Below are 14,425 nucleotides of genomic sequence, written 5' to 3' on the forward strand. Positions count from 1 at the left end.
TTTTTGATTTTTCAAAACAGCGGGCGGTCACTCAAGGCACGCCGCGCGCATGGCCGCAAGGTCGGCAGGGGTCATGCCCAGCTCGGCCTCAAAATACGCTTCCAGGCACGGGTAGCGGGCGTCGATGGCGTCCAGCGCCCGGGCAAGATTCGCCTCGTCCACCCCGCCCATCGCGCCCAGATACGGTTTTAACTCCGGGTACTGCCGCACCAGCGCGCCGTAGCTCGCCTCATATTCGGCCGCGGCCCGGGGCCGGCAGGTGTTGGTGATGAGAAAATCCTGCATCACGGTCTCGCGGGTGGCGCCCAGCGCCAGCAGGATCAGCGCCGCCGCCACGCCGGTGCGGTCCTTGCCCGCCGAGCAGTGGAACAGCAGCGGCAGCTGCCCCGCCCGGATCTCGGCGAACATGGCCCGGTAGGCGGCGTTGCCAAAGGGCAGCCGGGCATAAAATTCGCCCAGCATGCGGCCCAGGGTTTCCAGTGCTGCCCGGTCCATCTTCAAAAAGGAATGGGGGTCGAAGTTCACCTCACGGCCCTCCTCGTCCAGAATGGCCGAAATATCGTGCCTGCGCACCCCGGCAAAGGCCGGGTCCGGCTGGGCCGTGCGCTCGCCGGTGGAGCGCAGGTCGCAGATGACCCTTATCCCGAGAGCCCCGAACGCCTCCAGGTCCTCCTTGCTCTCCAGCTCGCACAAAGCGCCGCAGCGAAAGAAAAGGCCGTGCTTTACAGTTTTGCCGCCCGCGGCGGGCCAGCCGCCCAGCTCGCGGAAATTTTCGGCTTTGGAAAAGGGCAGTACCCTGCCCGGTTCAATGTGCATGGGTAAAATCTCTCCTTTTTAATTCTTTTCTTTTACCAGGCCCATCCGGTAGGCGGCCACCAGCAGCTTCAGATCCTGCACATTCCCCGCAAGCCTTCGGCCCTCGTCCGTGTCGGCCACCAGCATGCGCTTTTCGGTGGTCTCGAACACGTCCACGCTGGACACGATGTCCAGGTTTTCGCGGATGGCTTTTTCCATGGTCTCAAAAGGCTGATGCGCCCGCAGCGAAAGGCCACGGCTGTTGTAAACCAGGGTGTAGCCCGCAATGCCCGTTTTTTCGTGGTAGGCGCGGCAGAAGCCGCCGTCGATGCGGATCATACGGCCCGCCCCCTTCAGGGGGGTCTCCCCCTCTATCGCGCGCACCGGCACATGGCCGTTCACGATATGGCAGTGGGTCTGGTCCAGGCCAAACTCGGCCAGGATCGCCCGGTCCATCCGGGTATCGTTCACAAAGCGGTAGTAGGGGTTGCTCTGTTCGGTATGGGTCGCCGGATCGGCCACAAAAAGCCGCTCAAAGGTGGTCATTTTATCCCGCCCGTACAAAGGCGAGAGCCGCCCGCACCACAAATACCACAAAAAGTCGCAGCCGGACCGGCGCGCCTCGCTGCCCTCGGGGGCAAAAAAGGCCCTCCGCGCCCGCTCATCGCAGTAGTCCATCAGTGCGCGGCCCGCGTAGCCGTGCTTTTCAAAGGTAGCCACCGCAAAGCCGCCGCTCTCGGTCAGGGGCACGGCGCCGTGGAACAGCAGGTTGCCGTTTTCCATGTGGTAGATGCCGCCCTTGGCGTATAAAAAGCGCACATGCCGCTGCAGCTTTTCACTCTCGGTAAAGCTGCGGCACAAGGCGTCCATCACCTCCTGCTCGGCCGGGGTCATCCGGGCGGGGTCCGCGGGGTCCACGGTGGGAAAATCGTCGTCCAAAAGGGGGTAGCGCTTGCCCTCCACCAGCACCGTGCCCGCCCCGTAGTCAATGCGGCGCAGAAAGTCGCGTCCCTCCAGCTCAAAATCCGGGTTGCGGTCGATGACCCGGCATTCCAGCTTGAGCATCAGCAGGGTGATCGCCTTGTGCATGCGGGCCACCCGGGCCAGCTCCCCCCGGTGGTAAGGGCCGCGGCTCTCGTCCACATGGGGGTAAAAGTGGTGCACGTCACAGTCTTTATACTCGCTCTCGGCAAACAGGGCCAGCGGCCGCAGGTTGATGCCGTAGCCGTCCTCCAGCGCTTCCAGGTTGTTGTAGGCCAGGGTAGTGCGCAGCACGGTGGCGATGCACAGCGGGCTGCCCGCCGCCGCTCCCATCCACACCACGTCGTGGTTGCCCCACTGGATATCCACCGAATGGTGGGCCATCAGCTGCTCCAGGATCAGGTCGGGCCGGGGGCCCCGGTCAAAGATGTCCCCCAGCAGGTGCAGCTTGAACACGGCCAGGTTCTTGATCAGCGCGCACAGCGCCTCGATAAAATCGTCCGCCCGGCCAATGTCGATGATGCTGGCCAGGATCTGGTCGTAATAAAACTCCTTGTCGTGGTCCTCAAAATGGGCGTGCAGCAGCTCGTCCAGAATATAGGCGTAATCCCGGGGCAGGCGCTTGCGCACAAAGCTGCGGGTGTGCTTGCTGGACACCACCCTGCACACATCGATCAGCCGGTACAGGGTCTGGCGGTACCAGCCGTCCAGGTCGGTCTGGCGGGCCTTCAGCTCATCCAGCTTGCGGGCCGGGTAATAGATCAGGGTGGCAAACTCCGCCCGCTGCGCCTCGGGCACCGCCGGGCCCAGCACCCGGTCCACCTTTTCCTTGATCACGCCGGAGGCGTTGTTCATGATGTGGGTAAAGGCCTCGGCCTCGCCGTGCAGATCGCTCATGAAATGCTCGGTGCCCTTGGGCAGCTTCAGAATGGCCTGCAGGTTGATGATCTCGCTGCTGGCGCTGGCAATGTTGGGGAATTCCCGGGCCAGCAGGGTGAGATATTTCAGGTCGCGGCGCACCTCGTCGGCGGCGTATTGCATGGGCGGCGTCCCTCCTTTTGGCTTTTCGGCTTCAAAGGTTGCACGATCGGCAAAGCAACATCATTATAGCACACTCCCGCGGAAATATGGTACAATATCCACAGAAAATTTCCGAGGGCAAAAGGAGGCGAACGGCATGGAACTTCCGGCACACTGCGGGCTGTGCCCGCGGCGCTGCGGCGCCGACCGACGCGCCGGCACGGGCTTTTGCGGGGCGGGGGCAACCCTGAAAGCGGCCCGCGCTGCCCTGCATTTCTGGGAGGAGCCCTGCATCAGCGGCCGGCGGGGCAGCGGCACGGTGTTTTTTACCGGCTGTGCGCTGCGCTGCTGCTACTGCCAAAATTTTGCGGTGAGCCAGCAGGGCCTGGGCAAGGAGCTCAGCTTCCACCGCCTGGCCGAAATTTTTTTGGAGCTGCAGCAAAAGGGCGCGGCCAACCTGAACCTGGTCACCGCCACCCAGTGGCTGCCCTGGGTTACCGCCGCGCTGGACGAGGCGCGGGCGGCGGGCCTTCGCCTGCCGGTGGTGTGGAACACGGGCGGCTACGAAACGGTGGAAACCGTGCGCGCGCTGGCCGGGTACGTGGATGTTTGGCTGGCAGACGTAAAATATGTCTCGCCCGCCCTGGCGCAGGAATACTCGGCCGCGCCGGACTATTTTGAAGTATGCCGCGCCGCGGTGGCCCAAATGCTGGCCCAGGCCGGGCCGCCGGTGTACGATGACGCCGGCTACCTGACGCGCGGGGTGATCCTGCGGCATCTGGCGCTGCCCGGCGCCCTGGCCGACAGCCTGGCCGTGCTGGATTATATGGCCGGTCTGCCCAGGGGCGGCTTTGTGCCCAGCCTGATGAGCCAGTACACCCCTTTTTACCGCGCGGCGCAGCACAAATCCCTGGGCCGCCGCATCTCCACCTGGGAATACCGGCAGGTGGTAAACCGGGCGGTGGACCTTGGCCTCACCGCGGGCTACATGCAGGAAAAGAGCAGTGCGAGGGAGGAGTATACGCCCCCCTTCGATCTGGAGGGCGTGTGATATGCTTGGGAACCTTTTGAGCGTTTTATACCTGGCGGTCTTTCTGGCGGCCGGTCTTTTGCTGGCGCGGCGGCTGGCCCCCGGCCTGCCGCCCGAGGGCACGCTGGTGCTGGCGGCCGCGCTGGGCCTTGCCCTGCTGGCCGCCCTGCCGGCGCTGGCCGCGCTGGCGCTGGGCTTCACCCTGGCGGCGGCGCTGCTGGCCCTTGCCGCCGCGGGCGCCGTTCTGGGGGGCTGCCTTTGGGCCGAGGCCCGCGTGCCCCGGGCGCAAAAAAGCGGTGGCGCGCCCCTGGGCTGGCCCTTCTGGCTCTGCGTGCTGCCTCTGCTGGCGCTTGCGGTCTGGCTGCTGTTCACCCACACGCTGTATTTAAAGGGCGGCGCCTACTGGTGCGGCCAAAGCACCTACGGCGACCTGCCCATGCACCTGGCCTTCATCCAGTCCATTGCCCAGCAGGGCGATTTTCCGCCCCGCTATCCCCTGCTGGCCGGCGAAGGGGCTTACGGCTACCCGTTTTTGTGCGAAACGGTATCCAGCGTGTTCCTCTTGCTGGGCGCGGGGCTCAAATTCGCATGCCTTCTCCCCCAGTGCCTGGCGCTGCTGGCGGTGTTCGGCGGGGGCTGGCTGCTGGCCCACGCCCTCTTGGGCGGGCGGGGCGCCGCAAGCCTTGCCTATTGGCTGTTTTTCATGGGCAGCGGTTTTGGCTTCGCCTATTTCCTGGGGGGCGATAAGGGCAACTTTACCCGGATTTTCACCGCTTTTTACGAAACCCCCACCAACTACGTGCAGGAAAACGTGCGCTGGGTCAACCCGGTGGTGGATCTGCTGATCCCCCAGCGGGCCACCCTGATGGGCTGGGCGCTGCTTTTCCCCGCGTTGTTCCTGCTGGCAAGGTTTGCCCTGCAGGAGGAAAAGCATCTGTGGAAGGCGCTGGTGCTGCTGGCCGCCCCCCTGCCCCTTGTGCACACCCACTCGGCGCTTGCCCTGGTGCTGGTGTGCGCCGTGCTGTTTTTGCGCCAACTGGTCTGCGGGCCGCGCACCAAGGCCTCGCTGGGGCCCTGGCTTGCCTTTGCGGGCCTTGCGGCGGCCGCCTGGCTGCCCCAGATGCTCACCCAGGTGCTGCCCGCCACACAGGAGGGCGCGGGCTTTTTGCGCTGGCACTTCAACTGGGCGAACGAGGGCGACGGCTACTTTTGGTTTTACATCAAAAACATCGGGCTGGTCTATCTGCTGCTGGTGCCCGCCTTTTTGTGGGCGGGGCGCTCGCTGCGCTGGATGTACGGCGGGGGGCTTCTGATCCTGCTGGTGAGCGAGCTTGTGGTGTTCCAGCCCAACAACTACGACAACAACAAACTCCTGTTCGTCTGGCACCTTCTGGGCTGCATCCTGGTGGCAAACCTCTTGGTGGACCTTGCCCGCCGGGTGAGCAAAAAAAGCGTGCGCGTCTGCCTGGCGGCGCTGTGCATCGCGGCGGCCACCCTGGGCAGCGTGCTCACAGTGGGGCGCGAAGCGGTGAGCGGCTACGAACAGTTCAGCGCCGATGCCATCGCCGCCGCCCGGTATGCAAAAGAGCAAACGGACCCCCATGCGCTGTTTCTTACCGGCACCCAGCATGTAAACGCCATAGCCAGCCTTGCGGGGCGCAGCGTTTTGTGCGGCAGCCCCAGCTATGTGTTCTACCATGGCCGCAATTATACCGCCCAGCAAGCAGCCGTGCAGGAGCTGTACGAAACCCCCTCCGCCGAGGCGCTGGCCTGCTGGGGCGTGGAGTATGTGGCTGTTTCGGGCTGGGAGCAGGGTGCTTTTGCAGTAAACGAAGCCTGGTACCGGCAAAACTGTGAGCTCGTGTTCCAGCAGGGAGGTTACTCCATTTACCGCACACCCGGCTGAACCGCTTTTTCCCACGCATCACAAAGAACGCCCGCTTTCAAAAGCGGGCGTTCTTTGTGATGCGTGCCTGGCACAGCGCGCTTTTATTGCTGTGGGCTCTGCGTTTTTTTGCCGCTCTTCACCGGTACCCGCAAAGCCAGCAGCTGCTTTACGTCCCGCAGAACGGCCGGGCTTGCAACCTCGATCATGAGCCAGCGGGTGCCGCACAGCATGCCCGCATTCCAATAGGTTTTCTGCACGCTGGCGTCAAAGCTGCCCAGCAGGGCCTCGGCAGCCGGGGCAAGCTTTTGGCTCACCGCCACCAGTGCCGTAAAGCGGCCCTCGCCCGGGTAAAGGGTGCACAGGGCCTTGCCGCCCTTTTTGTACTTTACGTTCCAGCCCGGGGCGCCGGAGCATTTGCTGTACTCCACGCTGGGCTGCACGCCGTATGCGGCTTCAATGTAGCCGCACAACTCGTTCCAGAGCGGGCTTTTTATCCGCTCGCCGATCTCCTGAAAGGTGGGCTGCCGGGCATTTAGTTCGCTCATACAAAAGCTTCCTTTCTTTTTGTTGCACGCTCCCCTCAAAAATACATGTATACCTGGCAGGGGATCATGCCGTTGTACAGCTTGCGGCGGCGGTTGGCCTTTTTGCCGAAATGCTTTTCAAAATCCGCGTCGGCGGTGATGATATAGGCCCCGCTCACCGGGTGCTTTTCCAGTGCCGCACCCAATTCGCCAGCCAGGCGCGCGGCGGCGGCAAGATCGCCCAGCCGTTCGCCGTACGGGGGGTTCGCCAGCACGATCTGCTCCGGCGCCGGGGCAAAATCCTTCACCTCGGCCGCCTCAAAGCGGCAGCGGTCGCCCACCCCCGCCAGGCGCGCGTTCTGGGCGGCCAGCTCCACGGCCTGCGGGTCGATGTCGTAACCCACCCCTTCAAATGCGGCGTCCTTTTTCACCTCGGCCAGGGCCTTTTCCCGCTGGGCCGCCCACACCGCGGGCGGGCAGAAGCTGTAGTGCTCGGCTGCAAAGCGCCGCCGCAGGCCGGGCGCAATATTCATGGCCTTTTGTGCGGCCTCGATCACCAGCGTGCCGCTGCCGCAGAACGGGTCGGCCACCCGGCTGTCGCGCCGCACGCGGCCCAGGTCGGCAATGGCGGCGGCCAGGGTCTCCTTGATGGGGGCCCCGGTGGCATTGCGGCGGTACCCCCGCTTGTGCAGGCCGTCGCCGCTGGTGTCCAGCATGATTTCCACCTGGTTTTTGCGGATGGAAAAGCGGATCTTGTAAAGCGCGCCGGTCTCGGGCAGCATCACCACCCTGTGTCCCTTTTTCAGCCGCTCCACCACCGCCTTTTTCACAATGCTCTGGCAGGCGGGCACGCTGGAAAGAACGCTGGAAAGGCTGGATCCCTTCACGGGGAACTGGGCGTCGGCGGGCAGCAGCTCCTCCCAGGGAATGGCAGCCACCCCGTCGAACAGCTCGTCAAAGGTAAAGGCCCCATAGCTTTTCAGCAGCACCAGCACCCGCTCGGCGCAGCGCAGGTTCAGGTTCGCAGCGGCGATCAATTCGGCCCCGCCGCAAAAGGCAATGCGGCCGTCGGTCACCTGCACGTTTTCGGCCCCCAGCCGGCGCACCTCAAAGGCGGCGGTGCTCTCGGTTCCGAAATAGCAGGGGGCGATCAGATCAAATTTCATAAAAGGCAAACTCCTTTTTGCGCGGCGCGGCTCCCCTACGCCACGCCGGTGTAAATGTTCGTACCGCAATCATACCACGCTGTGCCCCGCGCCTGCAAGTAATTTAAGCGCGTCGCTTTTCCAAACGCGTTCACGCATCCATCAATTGTATCCCATAGCGCCGCTGCCCGCGGCTACAGGCCCGGCTGGTTTTACCGGCTGCTATCTTTTCATTCTCCATAGCCATTCTACTTCAGGTAACAGCAGATGTGCGATAAAGCTTATAAGCAGAGCCGCGATGATAAAAAATCCTGCAGCACACGCTATTTTCAAAAATTTGTTGACGTTGCTTTTTAATTTTTCAGTATCGCTGAACATTAAAGCGACCTTTTCATCCGTTAAAGTTTTTTCCCTCACTTCTTGGACATCCACATCTTTTATCAATTCGTCCACTGTCGTGCCAAAATAATCGCTCAAAATTACTAGTTTCTGAAAATCCGGATAAGATTGCCCTGCTTCCCACTTTGAAATGGTCTGTCGCGAGACCTGCAGCTCCATTCCCAATTCTTCTTGCGAAAGTCCTTTCTTTTTTCTCATGGACAAAAGTTTTTCGTGAAATTTCATTGTGATCCTCTTCCCATTAAAATTTGTTTTTTGTATCCCTTATCGTCTGTGTGGCCACAGCCCAAGTATAGCAGCAAAAAGGCGATCTTCTCAAGCAATCTCTCTTGGCAATCTGTCAATCGGCAGCAACATTTGGCAAAGGAAAGCCGGATGCCTGCCCTCTCCGCCGCTTTTGCCGCCGGTCTCGCGGCAGCGGTTTTACCAATCTCCCCCGGCAAACTTTGTGCGTCGCGTCTCTTGCTTTTCTTATTATGCAGTCGTATAATAATATTCACAAAGATAATAAAGAAGGAATGCGCCATGAAACAACAGGTAAAAAAGCTGGGCGACGCCGAGCTGGACATCATGCTGGCCATCTGGCAGGCCCCCGGGCCGGTCACCTCCACCTGGCTGCAGGAGCAGCTGCGGGGCAAGCGGGACTGGCCGCTCTCGGCCCTCATGACCACCCTGGCCCGCCTGGCGGACAAGGGGTTCGTTCTCTGCGACCGGTCCACCCGCACCAATTACTACAGCGCGCTGGTCAGCGAGGCGGAGTACAAAACGCGCGAGAGCCGCAGCTTTTTGCAGCGGCTGCACGCCGGCAGCCTGCCCAGCCTGGTGGCCGGGCTTTACGGCAGCCAGGCCATCGGCGACGCGGACCTGGAAGAGCTGCGCGCGCTGATCGACGCGCTGGAGGGGGGCAAAGCAGATGGCTGACGCCTTTTTGGCGGCGCTGGGCGTCTCGGCCACAGTGGGCCTGGTGGCGCTGGCGCTCGCCCTTTTAAGCCGTCCCATGAACCGGCATGTGGCGGCCCGCTGGAAATACTGGGTGTGGCTGGTGCTGGCGCTCCGCCTGCTGCTGCCCTTCGATCTGGCGCTGCCCGCCTCCCCCGCCCGGGTCGAGCTGCCGGCGGTGGTACAGCGGCCCCTGGACCTGGGCGGGCAGCCGCAGGCCGCCCCATCGGTCGCCCTGCCCGGCAAGGATGCGCCGCAGGCGCCCGCCGGGCAGGCAGCACAGCCCCTTCCCGCCGCGCCCGGGCCGGTCTCCACCCGTGATCTGCTGGGCGCGCTGGCGCTGGCGTGGCTGGCGGGCGCGGTACTGTGCGGGGCTTGGCAGCTGGGTTCCAGCCTGCGCTTTTACCGCCGGGCGGTCCGCTGGGCGCGCCCGCCTGCAGGCGAAAAGACCCGGCAGGCCTGGCAGCGCTGCGTCCAGTCTCTCGGCCTGCCGCGCGCCCGGCTGCTGGTGAACCCCGCGGCGCCCTGCCCCCTGGCGGCCGGCCTTTTGCGCCCCACCGTGCTGCTGCCCACCGAAGATGTGCCGCCGGCCGACCTGGACTGTGTGCTGCGTCACGAGCTCACTCATTTAAAGCGCGGCGATCTTTGGTACCGCCTTGTCTTGCTGGCGGCGGCCTGCCTGCACTGGTTCAATCCCCTGGTGTGGCTCATGCTGCGCCAGGCCTGGGCGGACCTGGAGCTCCGCTGCGACGACGAGGTGCTGCGCGGCGCGCCGCCCGCCGAGCGCCGCGCCTACAGCGAGGCCATCCTGGCCTGCATCCATCGGGGGCAGGGCCGCGCGCCCGCGCTGACCACCTATTTTCGCGGCGGCAAGGGCAGCCTTGCCCGCCGGTTCGCCAACATCCTTGCCCCGGGCAAAAAGCGGGGCGGTGCGCTGGCGCTGGCCGCGACCCTGGCCGCCACCGGCCTGCTGGGGGCGCTGGTGGGCTGCAGCGTGGCGGCCCCTTCCAAGCCCGCGGGCTCCGCCTTCCCTTCCCAAAGCCCCGCTCCCCCGGCGGGCTACACCCAAATCACGGTAAATTTCAGCGAAAACAAGGAGGCCAGCGCCCAGTTTTCCCGGCCGGGCGGCGATCTGCCCCAGGGCATCGTCTGCACCGTGCCGGACGGGCCGGATGTCTGGCACGAGGAAGAACCCACCCTCCGGCTCACCATGCAGCTGCCCGGGGGCTGGTCCGCCCGCCCCGCCGCAGCTGGCGAAGCCTGTTGGGGCAGCATGCTCAGCGCCCCCTTCAACCTGTACAACGAGGCCGGAGACCTTGCGGGCACCCTGGGCTTCGGCACCTATTTCGAGGGGCAGATCAATGGCGGCGACGATTTCTACGGCCACGGCTACAAAGCCCGCTATTACTGGATCATGAGCGGCTTTGTAAACTGGAACAACGCCTACACCCCCGTGGCCCAGAGCGAATTTACCGAGAACGCGCTGTGCCGGGTGAGCTATTCCGCCGAAGTCTCGCCCACCGGCACCCCCTTTGAAAACGACGGCATCCTGGCCTGGGACGACCGGCTCATGCGCTACGCGGCCCTGGAGCTGGCAAGCGGCGCGGCCACGCCGGAGCAGCTTGCCGCCATGGCCTCCAGCCTGACCCTGCTGGAGGACCCGCTGCCCGCCACCACCCCCGCGGCGGACCCGGCGCCCGTGGTGCCCGAGGGCTTTGCCCGCCACAGCATCACCATGCCCGCCTACGGCGGCTGGCAGACCCCCTACAACGGCTCTGTCTACAACGTCGATCCCTTCGTGGTTACCCTGGCCCTGCCCGAGGGCTTTGCCTTTCAGGTCCCCGCCGACGCGGCCGGGGTCGATGAGGCGGTCGAGGACTCCGCCCTCTGGGGCAAGGTTCCCATCGTGAAGGAAGGCAGGGCCGTGGGCGCGCTGCTCTACGATGTGTATGAACCGCTGCCCCCCGGGGAGCGCACGGATAACCCCCGCGAGGTGTACGCCATGATCATGGTGCCCAACCACATGGGCTGGGAGTTTGAATACACCGAGGTCAGCCGCACCGCCACGGCCAGCAGCGCCACCTGCCTCGCGGGCTTCCACTCCCCGGTGCTGCCCGCCCCCGCCGACCCGGACACTTATTTGTGGCAGAGCGGCGGCGAAAGCGGCTGGGACATGTGGTATAAAAAGGGCGTTCTGAGCCATGAAGACACCCTGGGCGTCTTCATCGCCATGTATTTTGACTACAACGCCCTCACCGACGGCGAGCTGGCAGCCATTGCCAAAAGCGTTCTTCTCGCCCCCGCCGCCCACTGAAACCGGAAAAAGCGGATCACACAAAAAGGCGCCCTTGAAACTGGCTTTCCCGCCGGCTCCAAGGGCGCTTTTTGCGCGGATCTTTTCCCGCAAGCTATTTTGCGGCAGTTCCCCTTTCTCTCACAGGGCTTCTCCCGGGTATTGCAGGCCCCACTCCCGGCGCAGGGCGGTCATCAGGGCCATCACGTCGGTGGTCAAATCCAGCCGCATGGCCGCCGCCCCGCCGGTCAGGATCGCCCGCTCCATGGCCTCCACCTCGTATTGCAGCGCGCGGGCAGCTTCGCCCGCCGTGAGCACCTGCCGCGCCCCGGTGGCCGCGTCCACCACCAGCGCCCGGTCGGCCCGGGGGTAGTCCAGGATCTCGATATAGCCCTTTTCGCAGCTGATCACCGCCCGCTTTGGCTGTTTTGCGTGCAGGCTCAGCGCCAGCGCCGCCATCTGCCCCTGGCCGTTCATCAAAAGGATGCCCGCCTGCTCGTCCACCCCGGTGGGGGCGGGGCGCATCTGGCTCAGCACCCGGTCCGGCTGGCTCTCCATAAAACTGCGGGCCAGGCTCAGCGCGTAGACCCCGATGTCCAGCAGCGCGCCGCCCGCAAGCTCCGGGGCAAAAAAGCGGCTTTGCATGTCGTATTCCTTAAAGCTGCCGAAGCTCAGGGTGATCATCTGCACCCGGCCCAGCTCCCCCCCGCCCACCATGCGCCGCAGCTCCTTATAAAGCGGCATGTGCCAGATGGTCATGGCCTCGGCCAGCACCAGGCCCTTCTCCCCCGCCAGGCGGGCCGCGCGCTCCAGCTCGCGGCTGTTCAGTGCGATCGCCTTTTCGCACAGCACGTGCTTGCCGCCCGCCAGCGCTTCTTCCAAAAAAGCGGCATGGGTGTTGTGGGGGGTGGCGATGTAGACCACGTCCACCGCCGGGTCGGCAAACATTTCCCGGCAGTCGGCATACACCTTTTGCGCGCCGTGCGCCCTGCCAAACGCCGCGGTCTTTTCAGGGCTGCGGCCGCCCACCGCGTACAGCGCCCGGCCCGCGGCCTTCAGGGCATGGGCCATCTCATTTGCGATCGCGCCCGCGCCCAGCACCGCCCAGTTCAGTTCCCTCATTTTTTCCTCCCCCTTTTCCTCCCCGTTCCTCCCCTTTTGGGGCGCGTACCTGCCGCCCCTTTTGCTCATTATAACACCAAAAGGGCCGCCCGGAAACCCGGGCGGCCCGAGGCCGATTTTTCAGTTCAGGGGTACCAGCACGCCGTACCCGCCGTCAGCCCGGCGGTACACCACCTGGATCTGGTCGTTCTCCACGCTGCGGTACAAAAAGAAGCTGTGCCCCAGCAGGTTCATCTGCAAAATGGCTTCCTCGGTGCTGCAGGGCTTCACGGCAAAGCGCTTTTCCCGAATGACGTCGTACACCTCTTCCTGCTCCGGCTCGGCGGCCCCCTCCACCTCAGCGGCGCGGGTCAGCTTGTCGCCCAGGCGCTTGCGGTTTTTCACCACCCGGCGGGTCAGCACCTCCACCGCGTCGTCCAGCGCGTCCTCCATGCGGTCAGCCGTCTTTTCGGCCCGCACGGTCAGCGCTGTGTCCCGCACGGTGACCTCGACCGTCTGGCGCGCCTTGTCCACCGTGACGGTGACCTGCGCCTGCGCTTCGCCGGGGAAAAACTTGTCCAGCTTGGAGAGTCTGGCCTCCGCCTTTTCCACAAAGCTGGGCTTCAGTGAGACCCTGCGGCCGGTACATGTGACCTTCATAAAACCATTGCCTCCTTTGGGCGGGCGCACAGCACAGGCTTTTGTACCTTGCGGCCAGCAGCCCGCCGTTTCATTGCTTTTATTATAGCAAATTTGCACAAAAAATACCAGGGGAAAAGCCACCCAAACTCGTAAACTTTTTGTGTTGCATCTGTTACAAAACCTGACAAGCAAAAAGAGGTCCGGGCAAATGCCCGGACCTCCCTGCCGCTTCACTTTGTCTCAGCGCCGGCGGGAATAACCGCCGCCGCGGCGGTTCTCGGTGACCTTTTTCAGGTCCGAGATCTTTTCCTCGCTCTGGCTTTTAAACCGGGACATCATGTCCTCAAAGCTCAGATCCCCCTGCTGCTGCGGCTGGGCCTTGCCCTGCCAAACACGGGGCGTGTCGCTGCGGCCGCGCCCGCCGCGGGGGCCGCCGGGCCGCGGCCCGCCCTGCTGCCGGGGCTGGGGGGGCAGCGTGCGCTTGATGGAAAGGGCGATCTTGCCGTCCTCGCCGATGCTGAGCACCTTTACCTTGACCTCCTGGCCCTCGGTGAGGACCGTGGAAAGGTCCTCGATAAAGCTGTTGGAAACTTCGGAAATGTGCACCATGCCGGTCTTGCCCTCAGGCAGCGCCACAAACGCACCGAACTTTTTCACGCCGGTGACTTTTCCCTCAAGAATCGCTCCTACCTCTAACTGCAACGCCATGTAACCCCTTTTACTATAAAAAAATATCGTTTCAATTGCTGCGCAACGAAAACCAAATGTTTGTGTGCGGCCCGCGCCGGGCCGCCGTACAGGGGGCCCGCAGGCCCGGCTGCCGCACGCCGGGCGTCCCCCGCCTTTTTCCGTCTTTGCCTATTTGCCCGTCACGTCCACAAAAACGCGCTCGTTGGGCTTTGCATAGCCCAGCTTGTCGCGGGCTACCCGCTCAATGATCTCCAGGTCGGTGCCGGATTCCAGCACGCGCGAAAGCTCATCGTTCTGCTGCTGCTGGCTTTCCAGCTGCGCCTGCACCGCTTCCAGCTCCTGGCGCTTGGAAGAGATCTGCACCTGATTGAACACCAGGCCGGCCACCAGGTACCCGCCCACCAAAACAAGACCCGCCTGCACCAGCACCTTGGGCAGAACAGGCGGACGCTTTTGCCGCTTTGCCACAAAGCAGGCCTCCTTTCGGTAAAAACGGGCGCAGTTTGCCCCCGCGCTCTAGTTATTTGAATTATACAACACCTGGGCTTTGCTTTTCAACTGTTTTTTCCGGCGTTTTTTGGCGCCTGCGCGCATTTTTTGCCCGGTAAGCCTCCAAAGCCTCCGCCACAGGCGCCCAAAAGGCCGCAGCGCCACCAGCCACAGCAGCACAAAGGGGCGGCTCAGCACCCATTTAATGGCTGTTTGCAGCGCCCGGGTGGCCGGGGCCAGCACAAAGAAATACCCCGCCAGGCCCGCCAGCAGGGCCGCCGCCATGTACCAGCGCACCACCCCGCTGTAGCTGCGGGAGGCGGCAAAGCTGTACAGCAGCACCGCCGCCGCAAGATACGCCCCCAAATCCAGCACAAAGCAAACCGGTTTGGAGCTGCCCAAAAAGAACCGGGCCAGATCGTAGACGGCCGCAAGCAAAAAGCCCAGCCCCAGGCAGCAGAGCATATCCGCTACCACATAGGGCGGGGC

At 63.8% G+C, this 14,425-nt stretch carries 14 protein-coding genes; 4 read left to right on the top strand and 10 right to left on the bottom strand.

Annotated elements, in window-relative coordinates; translation table 11 throughout:
- Positions 1-27: 27 nt before the first annotated feature.
- Entirely contained in the window at positions 28-816 is a 789-nt protein-coding gene (locus ACMLHZ_RS08340) for a tyrosine-protein phosphatase (RefSeq protein WP_418667293.1), read from the bottom strand.
- 18 nt (positions 817-834) lie between these two features.
- Positions 835-2,817 (bottom strand): fructose-1,6-bisphosphatase, encoded by a 1,983-nt coding sequence (locus ACMLHZ_RS08345; protein WP_418667294.1) that lies wholly within the window; start codon positions 2,815-2,817, stop codon positions 835-837.
- 136 nt (positions 2,818-2,953) lie between these two features.
- Between ACMLHZ_RS08345 and ACMLHZ_RS08350 the strand changes: the two genes are divergently transcribed.
- A complete protein-coding gene (locus ACMLHZ_RS08350; RefSeq protein ID WP_418667295.1) occupies positions 2,954-3,847 on the top strand; it encodes a radical SAM protein in 894 nt (297 codons plus the stop codon).
- A gap of 1 nt (position 3,848) precedes the next feature.
- Positions 3,849-5,732 (top strand): hypothetical protein, encoded by a 1,884-nt coding sequence (locus tag ACMLHZ_RS08355; protein ID WP_418667296.1) that lies wholly within the window; start codon positions 3,849-3,851, stop codon positions 5,730-5,732.
- 83 nt (positions 5,733-5,815) lie between these two features.
- On the opposite strand, the gene ACMLHZ_RS08360 is transcribed toward ACMLHZ_RS08355, so the two are convergent.
- The 3 genes from ACMLHZ_RS08360 to ACMLHZ_RS08370 form a co-directional block, all read right to left on the bottom strand.
- A complete protein-coding gene (locus ACMLHZ_RS08360; protein WP_418667297.1) occupies positions 5,816-6,259 on the bottom strand; it encodes a DUF3788 domain-containing protein in 444 nt (147 codons plus the stop codon).
- A gap of 35 nt (positions 6,260-6,294) precedes the next feature.
- A complete protein-coding gene (locus ACMLHZ_RS08365) occupies positions 6,295-7,404 on the bottom strand; it encodes a THUMP domain-containing class I SAM-dependent RNA methyltransferase (protein WP_418667298.1) in 1,110 nt (369 codons plus the stop codon).
- A gap of 201 nt (positions 7,405-7,605) precedes the next feature.
- Positions 7,606-8,007 carry a helix-turn-helix domain-containing protein gene (locus ACMLHZ_RS08370; RefSeq protein WP_418667299.1) on the bottom strand — a complete coding sequence of 134 codons (402 nt, stop codon included), beginning with the start codon at positions 8,005-8,007 and terminating at the stop codon, positions 7,606-7,608.
- 300 nt (positions 8,008-8,307) lie between these two features.
- Between ACMLHZ_RS08370 and ACMLHZ_RS08375 the strand changes: the two genes are divergently transcribed.
- Both ACMLHZ_RS08375 and ACMLHZ_RS08380 read left to right on the top strand, forming a co-directional pair.
- Positions 8,308-8,703: a BlaI/MecI/CopY family transcriptional regulator gene (locus ACMLHZ_RS08375; protein ID WP_418667300.1), complete on the top strand. Its 396-nt coding sequence runs from the start codon at positions 8,308-8,310 to the stop codon at positions 8,701-8,703.
- Complete coding sequence (locus tag ACMLHZ_RS08380; RefSeq protein WP_418667301.1) at positions 8,696-11,035, top strand: M56 family metallopeptidase; 2,340 nt, start codon at positions 8,696-8,698, stop codon at positions 11,033-11,035. Before ACMLHZ_RS08375 ends, ACMLHZ_RS08380 begins: the two co-directional genes overlap by 8 nt.
- A gap of 120 nt (positions 11,036-11,155) precedes the next feature.
- On the opposite strand, the gene ACMLHZ_RS08385 is transcribed toward ACMLHZ_RS08380, so the two are convergent.
- From ACMLHZ_RS08385 to yabQ, 5 genes are all read right to left on the bottom strand, one after another.
- Positions 11,156-12,136, bottom strand: coding sequence for a Gfo/Idh/MocA family protein (locus ACMLHZ_RS08385; RefSeq protein ID WP_418667302.1), 981 nt, complete (start codon positions 12,134-12,136; stop codon positions 11,156-11,158).
- A gap of 120 nt (positions 12,137-12,256) precedes the next feature.
- Positions 12,257-12,775 (bottom strand): ribosome hibernation-promoting factor, HPF/YfiA family, encoded by a 519-nt coding sequence (gene hpf, locus ACMLHZ_RS08390; protein WP_418667303.1) that lies wholly within the window; start codon positions 12,773-12,775, stop codon positions 12,257-12,259.
- Positions 12,776-12,997: 222 nt separating this feature from the next.
- Complete coding sequence (locus ACMLHZ_RS08395) at positions 12,998-13,459, bottom strand: S1 RNA-binding domain-containing protein (RefSeq protein ID WP_418667336.1); 462 nt, start codon at positions 13,457-13,459, stop codon at positions 12,998-13,000.
- A gap of 156 nt (positions 13,460-13,615) precedes the next feature.
- Positions 13,616-13,915 (bottom strand): FtsB family cell division protein, encoded by a 300-nt coding sequence (locus ACMLHZ_RS08400; protein ID WP_418667304.1) that lies wholly within the window; start codon positions 13,913-13,915, stop codon positions 13,616-13,618.
- Between the two features lie 48 nt (positions 13,916-13,963).
- Positions 13,964-14,401, bottom strand: a complete 438-nt coding sequence (gene yabQ, locus ACMLHZ_RS08405; protein WP_418667305.1) for a spore cortex biosynthesis protein YabQ — start codon at positions 14,399-14,401, stop codon at positions 13,964-13,966.
- Between the last annotated feature and the right edge of the window lie 24 nt (positions 14,402-14,425).

The organism is Allofournierella sp. (assembly GCF_048388525.1).
GTDB lineage: Bacteria > Bacillota > Clostridia > Oscillospirales > Ruminococcaceae > BQOK01.

Coding starts and splice junctions, on each gene's coding strand:
- ACMLHZ_RS08340 (WP_418667293.1), bottom strand. CDS start 816: ATGCACATTGAACCGGGCAGGGTACTGCCCTTTTCCAAAGCCGAAAAT.
- ACMLHZ_RS08345 (WP_418667294.1), bottom strand. CDS start 2,817: ATGCAATACGCCGCCGACGAGGTGCGCCGCGACCTGAAATATCTCACC.
- ACMLHZ_RS08350 (WP_418667295.1), top strand. CDS start 2,954: ATGGAACTTCCGGCACACTGCGGGCTGTGCCCGCGGCGCTGCGGCGCC.
- ACMLHZ_RS08355 (WP_418667296.1), top strand. CDS start 3,849: ATGCTTGGGAACCTTTTGAGCGTTTTATACCTGGCGGTCTTTCTGGCG.
- ACMLHZ_RS08360 (WP_418667297.1), bottom strand. CDS start 6,259: ATGAGCGAACTAAATGCCCGGCAGCCCACCTTTCAGGAGATCGGCGAG.
- ACMLHZ_RS08365 (WP_418667298.1), bottom strand. CDS start 7,404: ATGAAATTTGATCTGATCGCCCCCTGCTATTTCGGAACCGAGAGCACC.
- ACMLHZ_RS08370 (WP_418667299.1), bottom strand. CDS start 8,007: ATGAAATTTCACGAAAAACTTTTGTCCATGAGAAAAAAGAAAGGACTT.
- ACMLHZ_RS08375 (WP_418667300.1), top strand. CDS start 8,308: ATGAAACAACAGGTAAAAAAGCTGGGCGACGCCGAGCTGGACATCATG.
- ACMLHZ_RS08380 (WP_418667301.1), top strand. CDS start 8,696: ATGGCTGACGCCTTTTTGGCGGCGCTGGGCGTCTCGGCCACAGTGGGC.
- ACMLHZ_RS08385 (WP_418667302.1), bottom strand. CDS start 12,136: ATGAGGGAACTGAACTGGGCGGTGCTGGGCGCGGGCGCGATCGCAAAT.
- hpf (WP_418667303.1), bottom strand. CDS start 12,775: ATGAAGGTCACATGTACCGGCCGCAGGGTCTCACTGAAGCCCAGCTTT.
- yabQ (WP_418667305.1), bottom strand. CDS start 14,401: ATGCTCTGCTGCCTGGGGCTGGGCTTTTTGCTTGCGGCCGTCTACGAT.